The 22,377-nt window shown below is 35.6% G+C and carries 17 protein-coding genes and 1 pseudogene; 10 read left to right on the forward strand and 8 right to left on the reverse strand.

Annotated features, from left to right (window positions below):
* Positions 1-31: 31 nt before the first annotated feature.
* Together EG359_RS10105 and EG359_RS10110 are read right to left on the reverse strand one after the other, a co-directional pair.
* Positions 32-535: a hypothetical protein gene (locus tag EG359_RS10105; protein WP_076352729.1), complete on the reverse strand. Its 504-nt coding sequence runs from the start codon at positions 533-535 to the stop codon at positions 32-34.
* Positions 535-1,989, reverse strand: a complete 1,455-nt coding sequence (locus EG359_RS10110) for a tyrosine-type recombinase/integrase (RefSeq protein ID WP_076352730.1) — start codon at positions 1,987-1,989, stop codon at positions 535-537. The genes EG359_RS10105 and EG359_RS10110 overlap by 1 nt, the downstream gene beginning before the upstream one ends.
* A 560-nt stretch (positions 1,990-2,549) precedes the next feature.
* Between EG359_RS10110 and EG359_RS10115 the strand changes: the two genes are divergently transcribed.
* The 4 genes from EG359_RS10115 to EG359_RS10130 are packed head-to-tail and all read left to right on the forward strand — an operon-like array spanning position 2,550 to position 11,267.
* Positions 2,550-4,148 carry a T9SS type A sorting domain-containing protein gene (locus tag EG359_RS10115; RefSeq protein WP_076352731.1) on the forward strand — a complete coding sequence of 533 codons (1,599 nt, stop codon included), beginning with the start codon at positions 2,550-2,552 and terminating at the stop codon, positions 4,146-4,148.
* 5 nt (positions 4,149-4,153) lie between these two features.
* Positions 4,154-7,126 (forward strand): hypothetical protein, encoded by a 2,973-nt coding sequence (locus EG359_RS10120; RefSeq protein WP_123867331.1) that lies wholly within the window; start codon positions 4,154-4,156, stop codon positions 7,124-7,126.
* A gap of 5 nt (positions 7,127-7,131) precedes the next feature.
* Entirely contained in the window at positions 7,132-10,806 is a 3,675-nt protein-coding gene (locus EG359_RS10125; RefSeq protein ID WP_123867333.1) for a DUF6443 domain-containing protein, read from the forward strand.
* 5 nt (positions 10,807-10,811) lie between these two features.
* Positions 10,812-11,267, forward strand: a complete 456-nt coding sequence (locus EG359_RS10130; RefSeq protein ID WP_076357759.1) for a hypothetical protein — start codon at positions 10,812-10,814, stop codon at positions 11,265-11,267.
* A 44-nt stretch (positions 11,268-11,311) separates the two neighbouring features.
* Here the strand turns inward: EG359_RS10130 and EG359_RS10135 are convergent, their stop codons facing one another.
* Together EG359_RS10135 and EG359_RS10140 are read right to left on the reverse strand one after the other, a co-directional pair.
* The gene (locus EG359_RS10135) at positions 11,312-11,767 is read right to left on the reverse strand and encodes a hypothetical protein (RefSeq protein ID WP_076357757.1); all 456 of its coding nucleotides are present in this window, start codon (positions 11,765-11,767) and stop codon (positions 11,312-11,314) included.
* A 3-nt stretch (positions 11,768-11,770) separates the two neighbouring features.
* On the reverse strand, positions 11,771-12,109 hold the full coding sequence (locus EG359_RS10140) for a helix-turn-helix domain-containing protein (protein WP_076357755.1): 339 nt from the start codon (positions 12,107-12,109) through the stop codon (positions 11,771-11,773).
* A 158-nt stretch (positions 12,110-12,267) separates the two neighbouring features.
* Between EG359_RS10140 and EG359_RS10145 the strand changes: the two genes are divergently transcribed.
* From EG359_RS10145 to EG359_RS10165, 5 genes are all read left to right on the forward strand, one after another.
* The gene (locus EG359_RS10145) at positions 12,268-14,655 is read left to right on the forward strand and encodes a CHC2 zinc finger domain-containing protein (RefSeq protein ID WP_123867335.1); all 2,388 of its coding nucleotides are present in this window, start codon (positions 12,268-12,270) and stop codon (positions 14,653-14,655) included.
* 102 nt (positions 14,656-14,757) lie between these two features.
* Positions 14,758-15,540 carry a tyrosine-type recombinase/integrase gene (locus EG359_RS10150; RefSeq protein WP_076357751.1) on the forward strand — a complete coding sequence of 261 codons (783 nt, stop codon included), beginning with the start codon at positions 14,758-14,760 and terminating at the stop codon, positions 15,538-15,540.
* A gap of 5 nt (positions 15,541-15,545) precedes the next feature.
* The gene (locus EG359_RS10155) at positions 15,546-16,421 is read left to right on the forward strand and encodes a tyrosine-type recombinase/integrase (RefSeq protein WP_076357749.1); all 876 of its coding nucleotides are present in this window, start codon (positions 15,546-15,548) and stop codon (positions 16,419-16,421) included.
* A gap of 666 nt (positions 16,422-17,087) precedes the next feature.
* Positions 17,088-17,987: an RHS repeat-associated core domain-containing protein gene (locus EG359_RS10160; RefSeq protein WP_228450482.1), complete on the forward strand. Its 900-nt coding sequence runs from the start codon at positions 17,088-17,090 to the stop codon at positions 17,985-17,987.
* A gap of 5 nt (positions 17,988-17,992) precedes the next feature.
* Positions 17,993-18,448, forward strand: a complete 456-nt coding sequence (locus EG359_RS10165) for a hypothetical protein (RefSeq protein WP_076357759.1) — start codon at positions 17,993-17,995, stop codon at positions 18,446-18,448.
* Between the two features lie 44 nt (positions 18,449-18,492).
* Here the strand turns inward: EG359_RS10165 and EG359_RS10170 are convergent, their stop codons facing one another.
* Both EG359_RS10170 and EG359_RS10175 read right to left on the reverse strand, forming a co-directional pair.
* Positions 18,493-18,948, reverse strand: coding sequence for a hypothetical protein (locus tag EG359_RS10170; RefSeq protein WP_076357757.1), 456 nt, complete (start codon positions 18,946-18,948; stop codon positions 18,493-18,495).
* 3 nt (positions 18,949-18,951) lie between these two features.
* On the reverse strand, positions 18,952-19,290 hold the full coding sequence (locus EG359_RS10175) for a helix-turn-helix domain-containing protein (protein ID WP_076357755.1): 339 nt from the start codon (positions 19,288-19,290) through the stop codon (positions 18,952-18,954).
* A gap of 158 nt (positions 19,291-19,448) precedes the next feature.
* Between EG359_RS10175 and EG359_RS10180 the strand changes: the two genes are divergently transcribed.
* A complete protein-coding gene (locus EG359_RS10180) occupies positions 19,449-20,603 on the forward strand; it encodes a CHC2 zinc finger domain-containing protein (protein ID WP_123867337.1) in 1,155 nt (384 codons plus the stop codon).
* Positions 20,604-21,376: 773 nt separating this feature from the next.
* Here the strand turns inward: EG359_RS10180 and EG359_RS22740 are convergent.
* Positions 21,377-22,111: pseudogene (locus EG359_RS22740) on the reverse strand (recombinase family protein); the annotation flags it as partial.
* A 91-nt stretch (positions 22,112-22,202) separates the two neighbouring features.
* The gene (locus EG359_RS10190) at positions 22,203-22,370 is read right to left on the reverse strand and encodes a DUF2624 family protein (protein ID WP_123867339.1); all 168 of its coding nucleotides are present in this window, start codon (positions 22,368-22,370) and stop codon (positions 22,203-22,205) included.
* Positions 22,371-22,377: the final 7 nt, after the last annotated feature.

Genomic DNA, 22,377 nt, shown 5'->3' on the forward strand with positions numbered 1-22,377 from the left:
TTGTTAAAATTAAAAAATATCGGAACAGCACCTAAAAATCAATCAACCAATTCCAGATACCGTCCTGTACCTCTGACGGCTGTCTGAAAAAGAAAGTTTGATGAAAGTCAAGCCACCATAAATGCATCAAACGGTCAGGAATAACATTCGTGTTATCATTTTCAGTCTTGTATTTTTCCCGAAGTTCGGATATTTCAATGTCAAGCTTCCTAATTGTTGCCAGAAGTTGCCATATCGAACTGTATGTATCGTGGCCTAATTGTTTCTGTATTTCTGTAGCTGTGACACTTTGGTCAATCACATACAGGTATATAGCACCTAACCAAATACGAAAAGGGAGCTTACTCCCTCTCATTTTAGTTAATCCTTTCAGATATAAGGTTGCTTTACAGCTTCTGTTTTTACACTCAAAACAAGCTTTTTTCCGTAGCCAATAGAAACCTCTGGTGTCATTACATCCACATCTCAATCCACGCTCTAAAACTAGCTCTTTCAGACGTTCTGCACATTCACTTTCGCTAGGTAGATTCAACATTAAGAAACATTTTTGTTGATATTAATGATTTCTGCCAACTGCTCCATGTTTCCACTCTCAATGAGTTCCTGCATTTTCTGCATTTGGGCTTTCAGCTCTTCTATCTCTTTAGTCTGTAAATCAACCTTTTGAAGCTTTTCATTTCTAACTTTGATACTTTCCTGTCTTACCTGCTCATGTTCAAAGGTCGGTTTGAAATAGGTTTTGAAAACAGATTCGTCAGTATGTCCTGTAAACTGCCATATTTCCAATAAGTCCCATCCCTCAATATATCGATTGGTACAAAAGCTTCTCCTAGAATCATGAAAAGCTACCTTATCCGAAAAATTGATTGTTTCAAATACTACTCCCTCATTAGTTGGACGTTCACGAGTTATTACCTTTTCACTAAAGTAAGGTACAGCCTTAAACAGTTCTTTCAAATACTCATTAGTGTTTTGATTAGATATTGCAATACTTTTTATATCATTATCGTATTTGCTCAAAATCTCTCCTGCATAACCAAAGATCGGAAAATTCACTGTTTTGTATTTATCAACTTGAGAACCTTTATTTAATAAAATACTAATATTTCCAGAATTAAGTTCAATATGCCCGCTCTCAATTCGTGTAATATCTCCAAACCTAAGCGAGGTATGACAACCCAGAACAAAAAGATCTCTCACCTTTTCTAGCCTTGGCGAGGCAGAAAAATTATGTTCATACAATAGTTTGATCTCTGGTTCAGTCAGTACAGTATGGAAGCTTGGAGGAACTTTAACACTAAATTCATCCTGCATATAGCTCCTATTCTCAGTATACCCTTTTTCAAATGCTCGTTTAAGTACCGCAGTTAGTCTTTTGATTCGGGTTCTAAGTGTACTCAACTCTCCTACTCTCTCACTACCTAAAAGCCAGTTCTGGAATTCTAAACATTGTACTTCATCAAATTTGTCAACGTCCAAAAAGATATTATTATCAGTAGCAAAATCTTTTAAATCACGGTACATCACATTAAAAGATGATACATAACTTTTATGCAGTGGTTTTTGACCTGATGCAATAGCACGTTTAATTTTAAGATCAATCACTTTCATGAACTCCAAGAATACATCATCAAAAGATTTCTTGTTTTTTTGCACAGTGTTGAGTTGCTTTCCCTCTACAGCATTGCAAACAATGGTTTTCAGTTCTTCTTTTGTTGGCATACGATTGTAATGCTCATTAAAATTTTTGTGAGCATCTACAATTGAAGTTTTGAACCTGTTCAGCTTTTGGTTAATTTCTCTTTTATCTCCACCAGAAATAACTGTTTTGGAATCTACATCCCAATTGCTCGGAACAACTTTTAAACCTGTTGAAAAATCCGTCTGTAAACCTTTAAATGAATACCTACCCATTATTCGGGAGATTTCCGTCTTTGGTTCTTTCAGCCTGAAATTTACACTTCCTGTTTCGTTGTTGTATTGTGCCATAAAATAAAATATTCGCATAACAAATATACGAACATTTCAATTTTGGTCACTATTTTGGTCACTGTAAATTTTGAATTTATTTGAATTCATTTACATACAATCAAATTTAACCACTTATTAATCAACAATAAAAGCAATCAAATTCATTCAGCAAGAAATAAACAAATGCAAGATGTTATATCCTGTGGGTCTACAACCAAACAAAAGCAATCATCTTAATATACAGATGGTTGTTTTTTTTATTGATTACTTTCAATCTTTCTTATTACACTTTTCTGAATACCACAGTACATCTTTATTTCTGACTTATTACCCTCTTCTACTCTTTCATATATAATCATATTTAAAAGTATAACACATCGCTCAGCACAAAATTAAAATACGTCATATTCTGTCGCTTCCTGGAAATATCTTTGCATTAGATTAAGATATAACATTATGAAATACATCTATGAATTAAATACCTCATATTAAATCACTACAACATGAGCTATAAGTCATAAAAAAAGTTAAATTTGCAACAAAATAATAAAACTAATTACTAACTTAAAAATACAGGAATGAAAAAGATTTATCTCGGTGCATTTACCTTGTGCACTGTGTTAGGTGCGTCTGCCCAGGAAGTGATCTGGCAAAAGGATATTCAATCCTCCACACAGGACTTTCTAAGTCAGGTGACCACTACCATCGATCAGCAGTATCTAATCACGGGAAGCTCCATTCAGAGCGATAAACTCCAACAAAATAACAGACAAAACAACGGCTACGACTTCCATCTGGTAAAACTGAACCAGCAGGGAGAACAGGCTTTTGAAAAATATTTTTCAGGAAACAACCACGATTACCTTTCAGCGACGGTAACCACTCAGGATGGAGGATTTCTTTTGGCAGGAACCTCGTATTCAGGGAAAGGATTGGATAAAAAGGACGACTCCAAGGGAGGTTCAGATGTCTGGTTGATCCGCATCAATGAATTTGGGGATGAGCTGTGGCAGAAAACCCTGGGAAGCTCCTCGGATGAGGAAGCCAGGGCAGTGATCCAAACCACGGACCAGGGATTCATTATGGCAGGAAACATCCAGAACTCACCCAAGGGACATGGCTCCAAGGATGTATGGGTGGTCAAACTCGACAAAAATGGCAAGGAAATCTCCCAACTCATTTTAGGTGGAAGAGGTCTTGACGAGGTTGAAAAAATGATTTCCACAAGGGATGGAGGCGCACTACTGGGCGTCTATTCCCGAAGCGGGATTGTCAATAACGGTGGCAATGCCTCAAATGAAAAATCGGCTAACAGCAATCAACTCTCCACAACCTCCAAGCAAAGCGAAAACTTTGGAGAGGGTGACTACTGGATCATCAAACTCGATAAGAACGGCAAGGTTGAATGGGAAAAGAACCTTGGCGGAAAGGGAGATGACCATATCAGAACCCTTGCATTGGCTTCCAATGGCTACATTATTGGCGGGGAATCCAGATCGGAAAGGTCAGGAAACAAGACGGTGGGAGTTGAAGAAGGAACAGACCTTTGGCTGGTATCCTTGAATGAGCGTGGCGATGAGCAGTGGCAGAAGTCCTACACCTTTGGAAACCGTGATATTCTGATGGGTATGAACGTGATTCATTCAGCAGATTCTAAATCCTCCAAAGGCATTCTGTTAGGAGGCTACACTCAGGCTGAGGGAAGAGTGGAAAAGGATGATGAGACTTTCTGGATGTTGTATCTGGATGGGAATGGCAACGAGCAGTGGAGAAAGCACATCAAGGGAGAATCCAGGAAAAGGGAGGAAAGACTTTCGGATTTAAGATTAAACAAAGATGGCTCTATCATTCTGGCAGGAACAAGTGCCGAGGAACTGGGCAAGGAAAACTGGAAGATTGTAAAGCTGGGTGACAGGCAGGTGAATGACTTGATTGAAAAATATGACATCAAGATCTATCCCAACCCAGTGTCGGACTATGCCTATGTTGAAATAGGCTATGATTTCAAAGAAGCTGATATTCTGGTGTATGACATGAGCGGAAGACAACTGCAAAACCTGAAAACAAAAAACAGAGTAACGAAAATTAATACACAGGCTCTGGTTCAGGGGGCTTATCTGGTGACGATAAAGACTGATAATAACAAGACAGCAAACGCTAAACTGATTAAGAAATAAACACGATGAAAAGAAAAATAATCACGTTAGGGACCATTTTATTTTTAAATTCAATAGTAGAGGCACAATATACACCCAAAGTGCTACCTCCATCTCCCAATGCCTCTTCTCTGGCAAAGTTTGTGGAGAGTCCGGTTTCTTATTACAGAGGAACCGCTAATGTAAATATTCCTTTATTTAATATTGACTCGGGAGATCTTCCGCTTAATATATCTCTACAATATGATACAAAGGGAATCCTCGTTGGTGAAATAGCATCTGCCGTCGGAGCCGGATGGAGCCTGAACGCTGGAGGTTTAATAACCCGACAGGTAAGACAACGACCAGACGAATATAATCAGGGTTATTTAACCTATAACTATAATTCTACTTTTCAGACTGATGTCAATGTACGTCAAGCTCAACGTACCATTGGTTCTACCTACTCAGACTCAAGTCAACCTTTGGATGAAGATCCTGATTTATATATCATCAATTTTCTAGGAAAATCAGGAAAATTCATAATAGATAATTCTACAAAAAAGGCAGTCGTTCAAGGTTTTGAAGATTGGCAAGTCAAAATAGACTATGTTAATATCAATGCTTCAGATTTTGCAATCGATAGAATCACAATTACAGATGAACTGGGGATTAAATACTTCTTTGGACAGGATGCAGCTGGTTCAAATTCCCCTGCATATGATATTGTTAAATCTTCTAGTTCAAAGTTATTAGGCAGCGGAGATGTAACAGCAAGTGATGATAATCATAGAACAGCATGGCATTTAAAGGAAGTCAAAACACTAAAATATAGCTATATTTTTAACTATACACCAGAAACTGTTGACACCTATTCCAAAACAGACCTGAAAAAAAATCTTAATGAGCCTATTAACATGCGTATTTCCATGGGATTCAACAGGACCGAGCAAAAAAGGCTTCAAAGTATATCCTTTCCGGATGGGCAATTAGATTTGGAGTATGATACAACAGTACGCCAGGACTTAAAAGGAGGGTATGCCCTCAAGAGTTTTACATTGAAAAAAATCAAAGAGACGGAAAATCAGGTGCAGCCCTACATAAAAAAAATCGAACTTCTGCAAAACTTTCGTGAGGGAGATCTCGATCACTCCAATATTGAACCTACTGTACTAACTACAGACAATAAGGGTGATAAGCGATTGTTTTTGAATCAGATCAATGAAGTTGAACCATACAACAATGAAGTAATTAGCTCATATAAATTCGAGTACAATCCTAGGAAACTACCCAATCGTCATTCCAACTCCATCGATTATTGGGGCTATTATAATGGAAAGCCTAATTTCAAGAATATCTTCGAAACCGTTGCTGACAGGAATGTATATGCTGATGCGGCCGAGGCGGGAATTTTAACAAAAATAACTTACCCTACAGGAGGAACTGAAAGTTTTTACTATGAGAATAACAATTCATTGATTCCCGATCATCTGATTTCCCAGATATATCCTACTCCCTCATCAAATAACTTTGTGGGTGGAGGAAGAAGAATATCAAGAATTGAGACCAATGATAACAACAAGGTTACAAAAAGAAAATTCACCTATACTCTGGATAATGGAATAACTTCAGGCCAACTTTTGGGTATCCCCGACTATTTATCCGTTATAGATACATACGGAAAAATATCTACAGTAGCAGGACAGATCTCAAATAGAATACAACCCATGTCAAGCTTTAACAATGCGGGGCAGGTAGGCTATTCACAGGTAACTGAATCTTTTCTTTCTGCGGACAACTCTGTGTTATGGTCGAGGAAATATAGTTATACCAATTATCTAGATGGAGGGGAGTACTATAGATATCCTTATCATATTCCTGACGATATGGGCTGGGCAAGGGGACTAAACACAGAAACCGTTTCCTATGACTCTTCTGGAAAACCGGTAGAAAAACTGGAGAACAAGTATAGTTTCTCAGGAACACCTCTCCCCTATAGATTTTACGAAAAATATGGAGGTACAGTAGTCAACAATATTCCTAAAAGTGGCTTTCCTGTAGTTACACCTCCAGCCCAGATACCACTGAACTATTTACTTTCCCATAATGTAAAAAGTATTCCCATGTACAAACCTGGAAAATATTGGGAGGGCACCGGTCCAACCTCAGGAGAACTTTTGGATGTTAATCTATACAGGACTGCATTTTTTTATGGTGCAATGATCAAAAACTACCAAAAGATCAAAACAGAATATGAGAATGGGCTTCCAGTAAAGACCATCATAACAGACACAGCTAATGAAAGTTTAAATCATCACCAGATAACGTTTGAAAAAACCACTTACTCTGATGGTACAAGCCAGGAAACCAGCTACCAATATGCTCATGAAAAAGGAAATCAAAAGCTGATCACAAACAATATGGTAAGTATTCCATTAGAGACCAAAACTGTAAAAAAGCAGAATACCAATGATCTGTCGGGAAAAGTTATTTCCAAGACAGAAACAAAGTATGATAATCTCACCTATGCATTTCCTACTTCTGTACTATCTTATGATCTTCAGAATAATAATATTCCTAGAGAAGAAATTTCCTATGATAGATATGATTCTAATGGTAATTTGCAACAGTACACCATTGGCAATGGAATATCAACAGTTATTATTTGGGGATACAAGAATACCAGGCCTATTGCCAAGATTGAGAATGCAAAGCTGGAAAACATCCCAAGCTCCTTAATCACTAACATTGTAACAGCCTCCGATAAGGATGGCTATGCAATGTCCGGCAGTAATGAAACCAATCTATTAAGTGCTCTTAAGACATTCAGGGACAGTCTATCCAATTACCAGGTTACTACCTACACCTATGATCCACTTGTTGGTGTAAGAAGCATTACTCCTCCAACAGGGATCAGTGAGATCTACATTTATGACATCTCAAACAGGCTAATAGAAATTAGAGAAGATAACCAAGGAGGAAAACTATTAAAGGAATTTAGCTACCACTATAAAAACTAACACTAATGAAGAAAATAATAATTCCCATAGGTATGCTGTTGATCACCCAGTCTATGCAGGCACAGCTTACCCCTACAGAAAACTATATACAATCAAGGACCTATCTTGAGGAGAAAACCCAGAGTGATGTCAATGCCAAGCAGGTAGAAACCGTTCAGTATTTTGATGGATTAGGCAGACCTAAACAGATCGTGAATGTGAAAGCTTCCCCATTAGGAAGAGACGTTGTCACCCAAATCGTATATGATGGTTTTGGAAGACAGGTGTTGGATTACCTGCCTGTTCCACAGGGAGGCACTTCAAACGGTGCTATTGTTACAGATCCATTGTCCAATGCTAGCCAGCCTAATATTTATGGCTCGGAGAAGATTTACTCGGAAAAGAAGCTGGAAAGCTCACCCCTGGGCAGAATCCAGCAGCAGGTTCAGGTGGGTACCGACTGGGCCAACAAACCTGTAAAGTTTGATTATGAAGCTAATACAAATGCAGATTATGTAAGAAAATATGAAACTTCAACGACTTGGGTTGAAGGCAGAACGCAGACTACAGTTCAATTGCTTCAATATTTCTTACCGAATCAGTTATATAAAAATACAGTAACCGATGAGGACGGAAATAAAACCACTGAGTTTAAAAATGGAAAAGGACAGGTTTTATTGGTAAGAAAAGCATTAAATGCAACGGAAAATGCCGATACTTATTATGTTTATAATGAATATGACCAATTAGCATATGTGATTCCGCCATTGGCTTCTGCTCCGACTGTTGAGTCTTCGACAATGGAAAATCTATATTATCAGTATCGTTATGACGGCAGAAATCGTTTGGTAGAAAAGAAACTTCCAGGCAAAGGCTGGGAGTATATGGTGTATGATAAATCAGATAGACTGATTCTAACCCAGGACACCAACCTTAAGGCCCAGAATAAATGGATCATTACCAAGTACGATCAATTAGGTAGGATAGCCTATACAGGATTCCTAACAGGCGGAGAAAGATCAGACAGGCAGAATGAGATCAAAAACCTGGTGATTGCTGAAGAAAGAAGTACCTCAGGCTTTACCCAAAATGGAATGACAATCTATTATACGAATAATAATTTCATTGGGGGAATCCCAACCATTCTAAGTGTTAACTACTACGATACCTATCCACAGGGGTACAGCTTCAATCCATCATTTCCACAATCTATTCAGGGAGAAACTCCTCTAACGGATGCTCCTACTGGGGGGAAAAGTACCAAGGGACTTCCCGTGATGAACCTGGTGAAGAACATTGAGGATGATAACTGGACAAAGAGCTACACTTATTATGATACCAGAGGCAGGGCCATTGCCACCCATTCCATCAATCACTTGGGAGGATATACAAGGACGGAGTCCAAGCTGGACTTTGCTGGGGTTCCCCAGAATACGGTAACCCAACACCTAAGAAGAGCAGGTGAACCGGAGGTAACGGTAAAGGAGCGTTTTGAATATGATAACCAAAACAGGCTTTTGAAGCACTATCATCAGGTGGATTACTGGCCTGAGCAGCTATTGGTAGAAAACTCCTACAATGAATTGTCCCAGCTTAAGAACAAGGTGGTTGGAAATAACCTGCAAAGCATTGACTATGCCTACAATATCAGGGGATGGATGACCGATATTAACCCGGCACAGATGTCATTATCTGACTTGGGTGGGAAATTGTTTTCCTACAAGATTAAGTATAACCAAAAGAATGGAACCACCAACCCTGACACAAGCCTTTTTGCAGGCAAGGATGTAAAACCCATGTACAATGGAAACATTGCCGAGGTAGACTGGCGTTCCGTGGAATCCCTGGGAGCCAATCCTCCCCTGGAACCTAAGAGGTATGGTTATGCCTACGATGGGCTGAACAGGCTTACAGCCGGATACTACCAGAACCCCAACAACCCATGGAGCAAGGAGCATACGGAGGCAATAAACTATGACCTGAATGGAAACATTACCAATCTATACCGAACTTCCGTCATGAACGGGACCACAGCCGAGGTTATTGATGAGCTGGTATATAACTATGGCTCCCCGACAAGTCCTGGGAACCGTCTTTTGGATGTCAAGGACAACCGAAATAACAAGGCCGGATATGAGGGCGGGGGAAATACCATTTCCTATGACTCCAACGGAAACATGATCAATATGCTGGATAAGCAGATCAAGGGGATCAGCTACAACTTCCTGAACCTGCCTCGTACCTTGGATATAGGCTATGATCCTATTACCTCCCAGGTAAAGACCAACTATCGTGCTGACGGGGTAAAGCTGAGAAAGGAGAATTTACAAACTTCAGTTGGAGTTGCGGGAACAAGCTGGACCAAGGAGATTACAGATTATATTGATGGATTTCAGTACCTGAACAAAACTTCTTCTGGCACTGCTGAAATGTTTTCTAGAGAAACTACGTTTGCATTGGAGCAACAGGCATTCAGTATGGCGAGTCGTGTGGTTGTCCCTCCAACAGGTGGCGATAGTGGTGGAATCATCAAGAATCCTCACAATCCTGAATTGCAGTTTTTTCCAACGGCAGAGGGCTTTTATGATTATCAGAAAAAAATGTATATTTATCAGTACAGGGATCATTTAGGAAATGTAAGGGTAAGTTTTGGTAGAAATAATGTAGGTGCTCTGGAGATTACAGATGCCAACGACTATTACCCTTTCGGGATGAACCATTTGAAGACAGGGAATGCATTCTTTGGAGTAGGTAGTTATAAGAATTACAAGTACAATGGCAAGGAGCTTCAGGAGACAGGGATGTATGACTATGGAGCGAGATTCTATATGGCTGATATTGGTAGATGGGGAGTCGTAGATCCTCTGGCTGAAAAATACCGAAGATGGTCGCCATATAATTATACTGTCAATAACCCAATTAGATTTACTGATCCTGATGGTAGAGGAACAGAAGATTGGGTAAAAAGAACAGGTCAGAGTGGTTGGGAATACAGAAGTGATATAACATCTGCTCAACAAGCTTCAGATGCTGGATATGCAGGTTATGCTAATGGGCGTGGAGATATTAATAGTACTTATACAACACCAATGTCAAGTAATGGTATAGATACAGGAGTAAATAAAACGGTTGTTTTAGGAGAAGGCGGAAATTATAAAGTAGATGGAGAATCTTTTATTGCACAAGATAATGCTCCTTATGTAAGTTCACAAGCGGTAGATAATTTAGGGAAAGCTCTTTCTGCACCATTATATTTTCCTATGTTGTTAGAAGCTTCGCCTCTTTTAGTTTCTGGAGGTTCTGCAGAAGTCTTAGCGGGTAAGGCAACATTAAGTACAGCTACTCAATTTTTAGGAACGGGAGATGTTAATATAATGAGTGTTGTGGGAGATACTTTTGGAGCATATGGTTCTGGAGAGGTTCTTGGTGGAGTTAGTGAGCTTTCAGCTAAAAAGCTAATAAACGGTGAATCTGCATTCAGAACCGTGTTTAATGGTGGTGGAATGTCTCCTCAAGAAGCAGCTTCCAATATTGGATTTGCTCTAGGGAGTAAGGGACTTGGAAAATTAAATGGAGCTACAAAAGTTGGAGCTACAGGAGTAGATAAAGCTGTAGTTGGTGTAAATAATTTTCTTATAGGGACTGGTATGTATGGAGCGGCAGCGGTAAATGCGACAGAAATTCAGAAAAAACAAAAATAGCTAAAATGAATTTTTTTAAAAGAAAACATTATCTTATAGTTTTTGTAGTTTTTTTTGCAGGAATATTTTCATATCAATATTTTTTTGTGAAAATTTTTAAAAGTTTCTATAATCAAAAAGGACTTTATACAATTGGTAAAATAAAAGATGTTAAAGGATATGGAAGAGGAACTGGTTTTAATTATCTATACACTTTCAATCTAAATGGAAAAAAATATGAATCTGTTTGTGATATTGGAAGCTTATCTTATTCGGAGGCTAAAAAAAGAATAAATAATAATTTTTTAGTAGTATATCTGAATAATGATGTTTACAATAATAGAATTTATTCCAACATTCCTATAGATGATTCATTAGATAATAATGTTAAATTAAAAGAATGGATTGATAATAATATTAAAATTAAATCAAAAATAGATTCTATTCCTTCTCCTGGATATTTTTTTCAGAACTACTTTTAGTAGAAGATTATATAATAAAATAAGCGACCTTGAGGTCGCTTATTTTATTTCTTTTTACTAAGAATATATTGCCCTTGCATCACATTTATGGTGAATTCAATTAAATCTTTTTGTATTTGAAAATTATTAGGAATTAAAAACTGATCGGGTTTTCTTTTTTGATTAATTTGTTTAAATGATTTTATTAAATCTTTCAAATCTTCTTTAGAGTCATCTTTAAAAGTATAGTAAAGCATTTGATTAAAATATTTAAAATTGCTGTTTTCTAATATTTGTTGAGTTTTACTATCATCCCATTTATTTTGTTGAGCATATTGTGAAATTATGCTTTTGCAATAGTTATAAACATAATTTTCAAAATTTGTCACTTTAATAAGTTCATCGACAAGGACTTTCTTATCTGCTGCTATTTCTATTTTTGGTGGTGGTGGTGGCGTAAATTCCTGAGCAAAAGTAAAAGAAGTAACAAAAAAAGTTAGTAGTAATAAAATGTTTTTCATAATCTATAAATTAGCAAAAGTTTTTCTAGTTTTACAATCACGGATGTAGGTATCTATCAGATCGTAAAGCGTTTGCTTTTTACTCTCTTCCAGTTGTTCCAAATCCTTAATTCTTTCTACCGTTCTTTTATCAAAAGAAACCTGATTGGTCTCACCAACCAAATAATCTAAACTTACACCGAGTGCATCTGCAATTTTTTTTGCAGCATCAACAGAAGGAATCGCTTCCCCTCTTTCGTACTTGCCGATCATTACACGAGACACCTCGCTTTTATCTGCCAAATCGCTTTGGGAGAAGCCGTTCTTGTCTCTTAATGTAGTTATAATACTTCCTATATTCATCTCTAAAAAGATATAAAAGTTCTTAATAATTAAATATTATATCAAAAATATGAAATTAAAGGATATAAAAAAATCTGATAAGATTTGTTCAATTGAAAACAAAAAGATACTTTTGTATCTGATAGTAACATCAAAAAAAAATAAAATATTTTTCTTTTATGGAGATTACAGAAATCAAAGAACGTTTAAGTTTATCCGAAGTTCTGAAGCATTACAATCTTGAGCCAAAAAACTCAATGCTCAAATGCTTTATGCATGATGATAAAACAGCAAGCCTGCAGGTGAATGTAGAAAAGAACTTTTACAAATGCCATGCATGCGGAAAAACGGGCGATGTCATCCAGTTTATAGAAGATTACGAGAAAGTCTCCAAACATGAAGCGATAAAAAAAGCCGGAGTTCTGGCTCTGGGTTCGCAGCCCACCCCTCAGAAAAACACAAACCCTCTATATAAAGGTGCTGCGGACTTTGGGCAGGTGGAAACGTCTGCCCATTTTTTAGAGAAAGTATATTTAAGTTTTAGAAAAGGAATTTTTAATTGTGTTCCTGCGAAAGAGTATGTAAAAAGCAGAGCCTTACAGTTGGAAGATTTAGAAATAGGCTTTAACAGCGGACAGCTCCATTATGCAGACAGAAAAAACAAAGATCCAAACAAAAGAGAAGCACTTATCCAAAAATTAACAGATGTAGGATTATTATCCCTAGCCGGAACCAACAGCAGAACAGGCGGACAAGCCTATAAAACCTTTGGAATCAAAAGCATTGTTTTTCCACTGAAAAATAAGGAAAATCAAATCGTAAGCTTTTATTTTAGGTCGATAATCGACAATAATAACTCCAAACATTTTTACTTAAAAAACCGCAGCGGTGTTTATCCAAATTATCCAAACCCTGAAACTAAAAAACTCATTCTTACAGAATCTATTATTGATGCAGCTTCGCTGCTTCAATTGAAGATCATTAATGAGAAGTTTTCCGTTTTAGCATGTTTTGGAACCAACGGATTAAATGAGGAAGTTTTAAACTCAATAAAAAACCTTCCGGAATTAGAAGAAATTATCTTTTGTTTTGATAACGATAAAGCAGGAAAAGAAGCGGTAAAGAAATATTCTAAAACCTTAAACGACCTCTTCCTTGGTAAGGAGGCACTCAGGATAGGTTCTGTAGAATTACCAAATAAAGATGTTAACGAGACGCTGCAACTCCACGATGAAGAAATCTTTACAAAGCTTTTAGGTGAAAGAAAATTTATTTTTTCAGATGAAAAAGAAAAGGGTTCGAATCCTGACAAGACTACAAAAAGTGTTGTCTTTACGGACGAAAACAAAAGTATGCCCCCGAAAACATCCCCGAATTTGTCCGCAATAGACATTTTACAACAAAAGAATCTCCTGCAGGAATTAAATAAGTTGATCGAGAAAGCCGGAATTATTGGCGAAGAACAATCAAGACTTCTACTATTCTTAATCACAATCAGCTACTTAAATAAAAGCCCATTACACGGAATTGTACAAGGAAGCAGCGGAAGTGGTAAAACCCATATTATCAGCAGAATTGCAGACATGATGCCACAGGAAGATGTGTTGAGATTTACAAGAATTACAGAATCTAGCTTATATAATTGGGGCGAGTTTGATCTGTTCCAAAAGATCATTATCATTGAAGATTTGGACGGTTTAAAGGAAGATGCTTTGTATGCGTTGAGGGAATTTATATCGAACCAGGTACTCAGAAGTTCAGTAACAATCAAGGATAAAAAAGGAAATAATAAATCGAGTCATAAAATCGTGAAAGGACAGTTCAGCAGTTTATCTGCAACGACAAAAGGAGAATTATACGAGGACAATATGAACCGCAGTTTTATTGTAGCAGTGAATGAAAGCGAGGAACAGACAGAGAAAATTATCAGTTATCAGAACCGCAGAAATGCCGGAGAAATTGATAAAAACGGAGAGAAATTGGCAACTAACTTTGTCCAGAAAATTGTTAGAAATCTAAAGCATTATGAAGTTATAAATCCTTATGCAACACAGATGCAACTACCAAGTAATGTAAAGAATAAGAGACGATTAAATGAAATGTTCCAATCTATTATTAAACAAATTACACTTTTACATCAGTATCAGCGAGAAATAAAAAACGATTTTTTAATTACAGAAATTGAAGATATCGAGAACGCTGTGGAGATATTATTCGAGAGTATTATTTTAAAGATTGACGAGTTAGACGGAAGCTTAAGACAGTTTTTTGAAAAGTTGAAAAAAGCTTTTAAAGAAGATCAGTTCAGCAGGTTTGATGCGATGGAAATTACAGGATTTAAAAAGACACAATTACAGTTTTATCTGAACGAATTGGTGAGATTAGAATATCTGAAACAAATAGGTTTTGCGAATAAGGGATTTAAATATAAAATCTCTTATAACGATAATATACAGAGAGTTAGAAAAGAATTAAAAGACTCTTTTACAAAGCAATTAGAACAACTAAAATTGAACGCTACTGAACACAAGCGAACGCTAAACGGAAACCAAACGAACACTAGATGAGAAAATGCGACAGAGTAAATAACTCATAATTAACAACTTATAACTCATAATTATTTAGCGTTCGGAAAAACACAAAATAGTACACAAGCAAATTGGTCATAGATGGAAAACTTCAAGAGATATTTAGAGCTTCGGAACTATCAGAAAAGGAATATTACCAAGATATTAGCAATGGTTCAGGAATATAGAAATTACATAGAAAGAGGAAATCTTCCAATAAAATATATTATCTATTTAAAACAGAGAAAATGTAGAAATAATCCTGAAAAAAACATCAGTATAAATACCATAAACAACCATCTTTTTGCCCTAAAAATCTATAAAACGTATCAGGAAGAAATCCTGCATCAGGATACATATCTTATCATCTGCAGACTTTTAAAAAGAAATCATTTACCTATAGAAATCCTCAGTCCGGAGGAAGTGCAACACCTGTTTGAAAACACAATAAATATTAGAGATAAAGCGGTTCTATGCTGTCTATATTACCTAGGATTAAGAGCCGGAGAAGCAGTAGGATTATTACTCGAAGATGTAGATATGAAAGACGGAAAAGTTTTCATAAGAAAATCGAAAACAGGATATCAGAGAGAGGTTCCGATACACAGCAAAGCATTAGATATTTTTGAAGAATATCTAAAGAAAAGAACTCATAAAGGAGATTGTTTTTTACAGGGATTACAAGGAAATTTAACGACTGCAGGAATAGAATTTATCATAGAAAAAGTAGCCGAAAAAAGTAAAATTAAAAAGAGAATTTATCCTCATTTACTACGCCACAGTATTGCGACTCATTTATTAAAAAACGGAATGGAACTTATAAAAGTCAGCAGATTTTTAGGGCATAGAAGTTTAGAAAGCACACAGAGATATACACATATATAGGCTAGATGAAAGAGTTTATCAGTTATCTGAGAGATCAATATCACTACACAGAAAAGACATTGATAGAAAAGGAAAAACAGGTTTTATTATGGAAAAAGTTATGTTCAAGAAAACAGAATTTTGACAGAATTACTACTCAGGAATTATTAAAAATAATAGAATTACAACAGAAAAAATATCAATTAAATACAATCAATGCTCAGATCAGAAGTATAGAGCAATACTTTGAATATTTACAATTTACAGGGAAAAGAAAAGATCATCCGTTAAATAATTTTAGAATAAAAACACCAAAGAAAGCTTTAATTACAGGTTTTTTAAGTGAAGAAGAATTGCAGAATATCGAGAAAGAATTTAGAAAAAGGAAATACAAAAAAGGACAGTTCAGTTTATTTGGAAAAAGGAACCGGATTATTTTAGGATTAATCATTTATCAAGGTTTAAACACAGGAAGTTTACGAGAACTGAAAGTAAAAGATATTGATCTGGAAAAAGGAATTATCAAAGTTCCGGAAGCCACAGAAAACCGATTAAAAGAAAGAATTTTACCGCTGGAAGCATCACAAATTTTAGAGCTTTACAGGTATATTAATGAAACGAGATCGGAATTATTAAAACTCTCAAAAACAGTAAAAGAAACGGAAAAGCTATTTATTTTAAGTGAAAAAACAAGATTTAGCAGCATAACATCAGAGATTAGAAAACAAATTAATATTCAGAGTTTACAGCTCATCAGAAACAGCAGAATTAATCTCTGGCTCAAACAATACAATTTGAGAGAAGTTCAATACAAAGCAGGATTTAGATATTTAAGAAGTCTGGAATATTTTAATCAAACCGAACTCGAAAACCTGAAACAGGAAATTGAAAAATACATTTGAGAAATTAGAACAACTCTTCAACTCTAAAAACCTAAAACGCTCTCACCCAAATACGCCACAGCAAATTACATAATCAAAATTATACGCGCACCAGCCGCTAAACGTTGCCCTCCATTACACAAGTTCCATTACGTGCAAAATCCATCAGCGCCTATAATTTGGGATTATGTAAAATGCTTTCCTTTGTTCCATACAAAGTATTCCACAGCCTACGCTCTGCAGTCTTTTCATGGAATTTTATCCTACAATACAACTGAATCCAACCGCCAAACCCAAAATATTAAAATGTGGATAACCACCCAATGCTTTGTCTGCGCTCTTGCCCTGAGCGGAGCCGAAGGGTTACCCACATTTTAACATTTTACAACAACACCGACAGCCAATTTTTGTTTTCAAAATAATGTAGATTTATGGAAAAATCCTAGCTAAATCCCACACCAATTTTTTCCACAAGTCCACATTTATAACAACGCCGAAACTTTTTTTTTCAATTGAAATAAAAAAGTCTGTGTAGAACAGATAATTAAAAAGAATAGAACTTTATTTTTTATTTTCAAATGAATAAATCTGTATTTTTGAAAAGTGACAGAAAAGCGTTCAAAAAGTAAGGGTTTGCGCGAGGAAAAATGAAGTTGGCAAATCTCCAAAAATACAGTAGACTACGGAGTGTATGACTATGGAGCGAGATTCTATATGGCTGATATTGGTAGATGGGGAGTCGTAGATCCTCTGGCTGAAAAATACCGAAGATGGTCGCCATATAATTATACTGTCAATAACCCAATTAGATTTACTGATCCTGATGGTAGAGGAACAGAAGATTGGGTAAAAAGAACAGGTCAGAGTGGTTGGGAATACAGAAGTGATATAACATCTGCTCAACAAGCTTCAGATGCTGGATATGCAGGTTATGCTAATGGGCGTGGAGATATTAATAGTACTTATACAACACCAATGTCAAGTAATGGTATAGATACAGGAGTAAATAAAACGGTTGTTTTAGGAGAAGGCGGAAATTATAAAGTAGATGGAGAATCTTTTATTGCACAAGATAATGCTCCTTATGTAAGTTCACAAGCGGTAGATAATTTAGGGAAAGCTCTTTCTGCACCATTATATTTTCCTATGTTGTTAGAAGCTTCGCCTCTTTTAGTTTCTGGAGGTTCTGCAGAAGTCTTAGCGGGTAAGGCAACATTAAGTACAGCTACTCAATTTTTAGGAACGGGAGATGTTAATATAATGAGTGTTGTGGGAGATACTTTTGGAGCATATGGTTCTGGAGAGGTTCTTGGTGGAGTTAGTGAGCTTTCAGCTAAAAAGCTAATAAACGGTGAATCTGCATTCAGAACCGTGTTTAATGGTGGTGGAATGTCTCCTCAAGAAGCAGCTTCCAATATTGGATTTGCTCTAGGGAGTAAGGGACTTGGAAAATTAAATGGAGCTACAAAAGTTGGAGCTACAGGAGTAGATAAAGCTGTAGTTGGTGTAAATAATTTTCTTATAGGGACTGGTATGTATGGAGCGGCAGCGGTAAATGCGACAGAAATTCAGAAAAAACAAAAATAGCTAAAATGAATTTTTTTAAAAGAAAACATTATCTTATAGTTTTTGTAGTTTTTTTTGCAGGAATATTTTCATATCAATATTTTTTTGTGAAAATTTTTAAAAGTTTCTATAATCAAAAAGGACTTTATACAATTGGTAAAATAAAAGATGTTAAAGGATATGGAAGAGGAACTGGTTTTAATTATCTATACACTTTCAATCTAAATGGAAAAAAATATGAATCTGTTTGTGATATTGGAAGCTTATCTTATTCGGAGGCTAAAAAAAGAATAAATAATAATTTTTTAGTAGTATATCTGAATAATGATGTTTACAATAATAGAATTTATTCCAACATTCCTATAGATGATTCATTAGATAATAATGTTAAATTAAAAGAATGGATTGATAATAATATTAAAATTAAATCAAAAATAGATTCTATTCCTTCTCCTGGATATTTTTTTCAGAACTACTTTTAGTAGAAGATTATATAATAAAATAAGCGACCTTGAGGTCGCTTATTTTATTTCTTTTTACTAAGAATATATTGCCCTTGCATCACATTTATGGTGAATTCAATTAAATCTTTTTGTATTTGAAAATTATTAGGAATTAAAAACTGATCGGGTTTTCTTTTTTGATTAATTTGTTTAAATGATTTTATTAAATCTTTCAAATCTTCTTTAGAGTCATCTTTAAAAGTATAGTAAAGCATTTGATTAAAATATTTAAAATTGCTGTTTTCTAATATTTGTTGAGTTTTACTATCATCCCATTTATTTTGTTGAGCATATTGTGAAATTATGCTTTTGCAATAGTTATAAACATAATTTTCAAAATTTGTCACTTTAATAAGTTCATCGACAAGGACTTTCTTATCTGCTGCTATTTCTATTTTTGGTGGTGGTGGTGGCGTAAATTCCTGAGCAAAAGTAAAAGAAGTAACAAAAAAAGTTAGTAGTAATAAAATGTTTTTCATAATCTATAAATTAGCAAAAGTTTTTCTAGTTTTACAATCACGGATGTAGGTATCTATCAGATCGTAAAGCGTTTGCTTTTTACTCTCTTCCAGTTGTTCCAAATCCTTAATTCTTTCTACCGTTCTTTTATCAAAAGAAACCTGATTGGTCTCACCAACCAAATAATCTAAACTTACACCGAGTGCATCTGCAATTTTTTTTGCAGCATCAACAGAAGGAATCGCTTCCCCTCTTTCGTACTTGCCGATCATTACACGAGACACCTCGCTTTTATCTGCCAAATCGCTTTGGGAGAAGCCGTTCTTGTCTCTTAATGTAGTTATAATACTTCCTATATTCATCTCTAAAAAGATATAAAAGTTCTTAATAATTAAATATTATATCAAAAATATGAAATTAAAGGATATAAAAAAATCTGATAAGATTTGTTCAATTGAAAACAAAAAGATACTTTTGTATCTGATAGTAACATCAAAAAAAAATAAAATATTTTTCTTTTATGGAGATTACAGAAATCAAAGAACGTTTAAGTTTATCCGAAGTTCTGAAGCATTACAATCTTGAGCCAAAAAACTCAATGCTCAAATGCTTTATGCATGATGATAAAACAGCAAGCCTGCAGGTGAATGTAGAAAAGAACTTTTACAAATGCCATGCATGCGGAAAAACGGGCGATGTCATCCAGTTTATAGAAGATTACGAGAAAGTCTCCAAACATGAAGCGATAAAAAAAGCCGGAGTTCTGGCTCTGGGTTCGCAGCCCACCCCTCAGAAAAACACAAACCCTCTATATAAAGGTGCTGCGGACTTTGGGCAGGTGGAAACGTCTGCCCATTTTTTAGAGAAAGTATATTTAAGTTTTAGAAAAGGAATTTTTAATTGTGTTCCTGCGAAAGAGTATGTAAAAAGCAGAGCCTTACAGTTGGAAGATTTAGAAATAGGCTTTAACAGCGGACAGCTCCATTATGCAGACAGAAAAAACAAAGATCCAAACAAAAGAGAAGCACTTATCCAAAAATTAACAGATGTAGGATTATTATCCCTAGCCGGAACCAACAGCAGAACAGGCGGACAAGCCTATAAAACCTTTGGAATCAAAAGCATTGTTTTTCCACTGAAAAATAAGGAAAATCAAATCGTAAGCTTTTATTTTAGGTCGATAATCGACAATAATAACTCCAAACATTTTTACTTAAAAAACCGCAGCGGTGTTTATCCAAATTATCCAAACCCTGAAACTAAAAAACTCATTCTTACAGAATCTATTATTGATGCAGCTTCGCTGCTTCAATTGAAGATCATTAATGAGAAGTTTTCCGTTTTAGCATGTTTTGGAACCAACGGATTAAATGAGGAAGTTTTAAACTCAATAAAAAACCTTCCGGAATTAGAAGAAATTATCTTTTGTTTTGATAACGATAAAGCAGGAAAAGAAGCGGTAAAGAAATATTCTAAAACCTTAAACGACCTCTTCCTTGGTAAGGAGGCACTCAGGATAGGTTCTGTAGAATTACCAAATAAAGATGTTAACGAGACGCTGCAACTCCACGATGAAGAAATCTTTACAAAGCTTTTAGGTGAAAGAAAATTTATTTTTTCAGATGAAAAAGAAAAGGGTTCGAATCCTGACAAGACTACATTCAAGGAGAAATGATCATTTTGATCGTTTCTCTTTTTTTTTACACCATCTAACTCATTATTAATCTGAAAGATATGGTATGCTACGGAGTTGATTCTGGCGGTTCGATAATGTTTTCCGTCAAATTCCAATTTTTCAGGAAATATCGAACCAATTATTGCCCGCTTTATCTCAATTTCCCCTTCTTGATAGTGTTTTCCGATATTTTGAAGTGTCTCTAAGGCTTGTTCGAGCAGTTTATCTATATTGCTAATTTGAGGGAGTGAACTTTTATTCAATTCTTCTTCCAACTTTGAAATCCGTTCTTTGCATTCTCTTTTAATCTCCAGATATTCATCATCATCAATTATCTCACTAAGAAACTTGTTTCGAGCAAAAGATAATTTATTATTCAAAGTATCAATTTCGTCAGATATTTTCTTCTTCTCTTTTAATGGATCATTAACGAAGTTATTATAATTTTCAGTCAAAAGCTTTTTAAGATATTTTTTAACTGGTGCATTCATTTCTAATGTCATTAATCCATCTTCAAAAACTTTATTGACGATCTCGGCTCTTTCTCTGAATCCGCAAATAGAATTACAATGATAATAATAGTATCTATTGTTCCGACCTCTTGAAGCGCTGGCAGTAAGTGTTTTGCCACAATTCGGACACGTTAAAAATCCACGAAGTGGAAAATTTTCCTGAACAGTGATTTTCGTGTTCGGTCTTTGAGGCCGTTTCTTTCCATCCAGTATCTCTTGTACTTTGTCAAAAAGTTCCTCACTGATCAATGGCTCATGCTGACTTTCAACAAAACAGGCTTCCTCATCTTTATGTTTTGGAACAAATACTTTACCGCAATAAATCGGGTTACGAATGGCTATATGAAAAGATGTTCTACTGACACCTTTTCTCAAAGATTCATTAATTTTTGTTCTTATCGAATTGCTGGCATAGATACCTTTAGCCAATTCATTGAATGCCCATTTCATTTTTGTTGCTTCCGGTTCTTTTATTGCAATATACTTTTTACCATTCTCGGTTATCTTGTTCGCATAACCAAATGGAGCTTTCCCCATAACACGCCCTTCCTTGACAGCTCTTCTCATCCCATAAAATACATTGAGTGCTCTTCTGTCGTTTTCAACCTCCGGAGCAGCCAAATAAATAGCCAACATCATTTTATTTTCAGGGATAGAAAGATCAAGCGGTTGTTCAACGGCTTGTAAATCCACACCTAACTTTGAAAGGATGCTTATCATCTGATAGGCATCGCCTGCGTTTCTGCTAAAACGATCCCATTTCGTAAACAAAATAACATTGGTTTTAGAACCTTTTTTCTTAAGTTCAATCAGAAGCTTCTTCCATTCAGGTCGGTTAAAAGATTTTGCAGAATGGTCTTCGTAAATAACATTTCCAACAGTAAAATTATTTTGTGAACAATGACGTCTGAGACGTTCCTCCTGATCTCTTTGGGAGTAACCTTTATCTGCCTGTTCATCTGTCGATACACGTATATATAAATCTGCTGTTTTCATAATTTTTAAAATTTAATCCTGTGGAATAATAGTAAGTATAATCAAATAATAGAATTTTAGATTTATTGGTCAGATATTCCACTACGGATCATCATTTCTGATCAGTATCGAAATACTTTTTAATGACCATCAGTGTAAGATTGTAAAGAAACTCCATTATCAATTCAGCTTCTTCCTTTGTAAGCTCCATGCCTTCAGAGCGGAAATATTCAATAACTTCCTCTATTGGTATTTTTTTGATTTCTTTTGCCTTAGACATAAATGCA

The sequence above is a fragment of the Chryseobacterium joostei genome (genome assembly GCF_003815775.1).
GTDB lineage: Bacteria > Bacteroidota > Bacteroidia > Flavobacteriales > Weeksellaceae > Chryseobacterium > Chryseobacterium joostei.

Coding starts and splice junctions, on each gene's coding strand:
- EG359_RS10105 (WP_076352729.1), bottom strand. CDS start 535: ATGTTGAATCTACCTAGCGAAAGTGAATGTGCAGAACGTCTGAAAGAG.
- EG359_RS10110 (WP_076352730.1), bottom strand. CDS start 1,989: ATGGCACAATACAACAACGAAACAGGAAGTGTAAATTTCAGGCTGAAA.
- EG359_RS10115 (WP_076352731.1), top strand. CDS start 2,550: ATGAAAAAGATTTATCTCGGTGCATTTACCTTGTGCACTGTGTTAGGT.
- EG359_RS10120 (WP_123867331.1), top strand. CDS start 4,154: ATGAAAAGAAAAATAATCACGTTAGGGACCATTTTATTTTTAAATTCA.
- EG359_RS10125 (WP_123867333.1), top strand. CDS start 7,132: ATGAAGAAAATAATAATTCCCATAGGTATGCTGTTGATCACCCAGTCT.
- EG359_RS10130 (WP_076357759.1), top strand. CDS start 10,812: ATGAATTTTTTTAAAAGAAAACATTATCTTATAGTTTTTGTAGTTTTT.
- EG359_RS10135 (WP_076357757.1), bottom strand. CDS start 11,767: ATGAAAAACATTTTATTACTACTAACTTTTTTTGTTACTTCTTTTACT.
- EG359_RS10140 (WP_076357755.1), bottom strand. CDS start 12,109: ATGAATATAGGAAGTATTATAACTACATTAAGAGACAAGAACGGCTTC.
- EG359_RS10145 (WP_123867335.1), top strand. CDS start 12,268: ATGGAGATTACAGAAATCAAAGAACGTTTAAGTTTATCCGAAGTTCTG.
- EG359_RS10150 (WP_076357751.1), top strand. CDS start 14,758: ATGGAAAACTTCAAGAGATATTTAGAGCTTCGGAACTATCAGAAAAGG.
- EG359_RS10155 (WP_076357749.1), top strand. CDS start 15,546: ATGAAAGAGTTTATCAGTTATCTGAGAGATCAATATCACTACACAGAA.
- EG359_RS10165 (WP_076357759.1), top strand. CDS start 17,993: ATGAATTTTTTTAAAAGAAAACATTATCTTATAGTTTTTGTAGTTTTT.
- EG359_RS10170 (WP_076357757.1), bottom strand. CDS start 18,948: ATGAAAAACATTTTATTACTACTAACTTTTTTTGTTACTTCTTTTACT.
- EG359_RS10175 (WP_076357755.1), bottom strand. CDS start 19,290: ATGAATATAGGAAGTATTATAACTACATTAAGAGACAAGAACGGCTTC.
- EG359_RS10180 (WP_123867337.1), top strand. CDS start 19,449: ATGGAGATTACAGAAATCAAAGAACGTTTAAGTTTATCCGAAGTTCTG.
- EG359_RS10190 (WP_123867339.1), bottom strand. CDS start 22,370: ATGTCTAAGGCAAAAGAAATCAAAAAAATACCAATAGAGGAAGTTATT.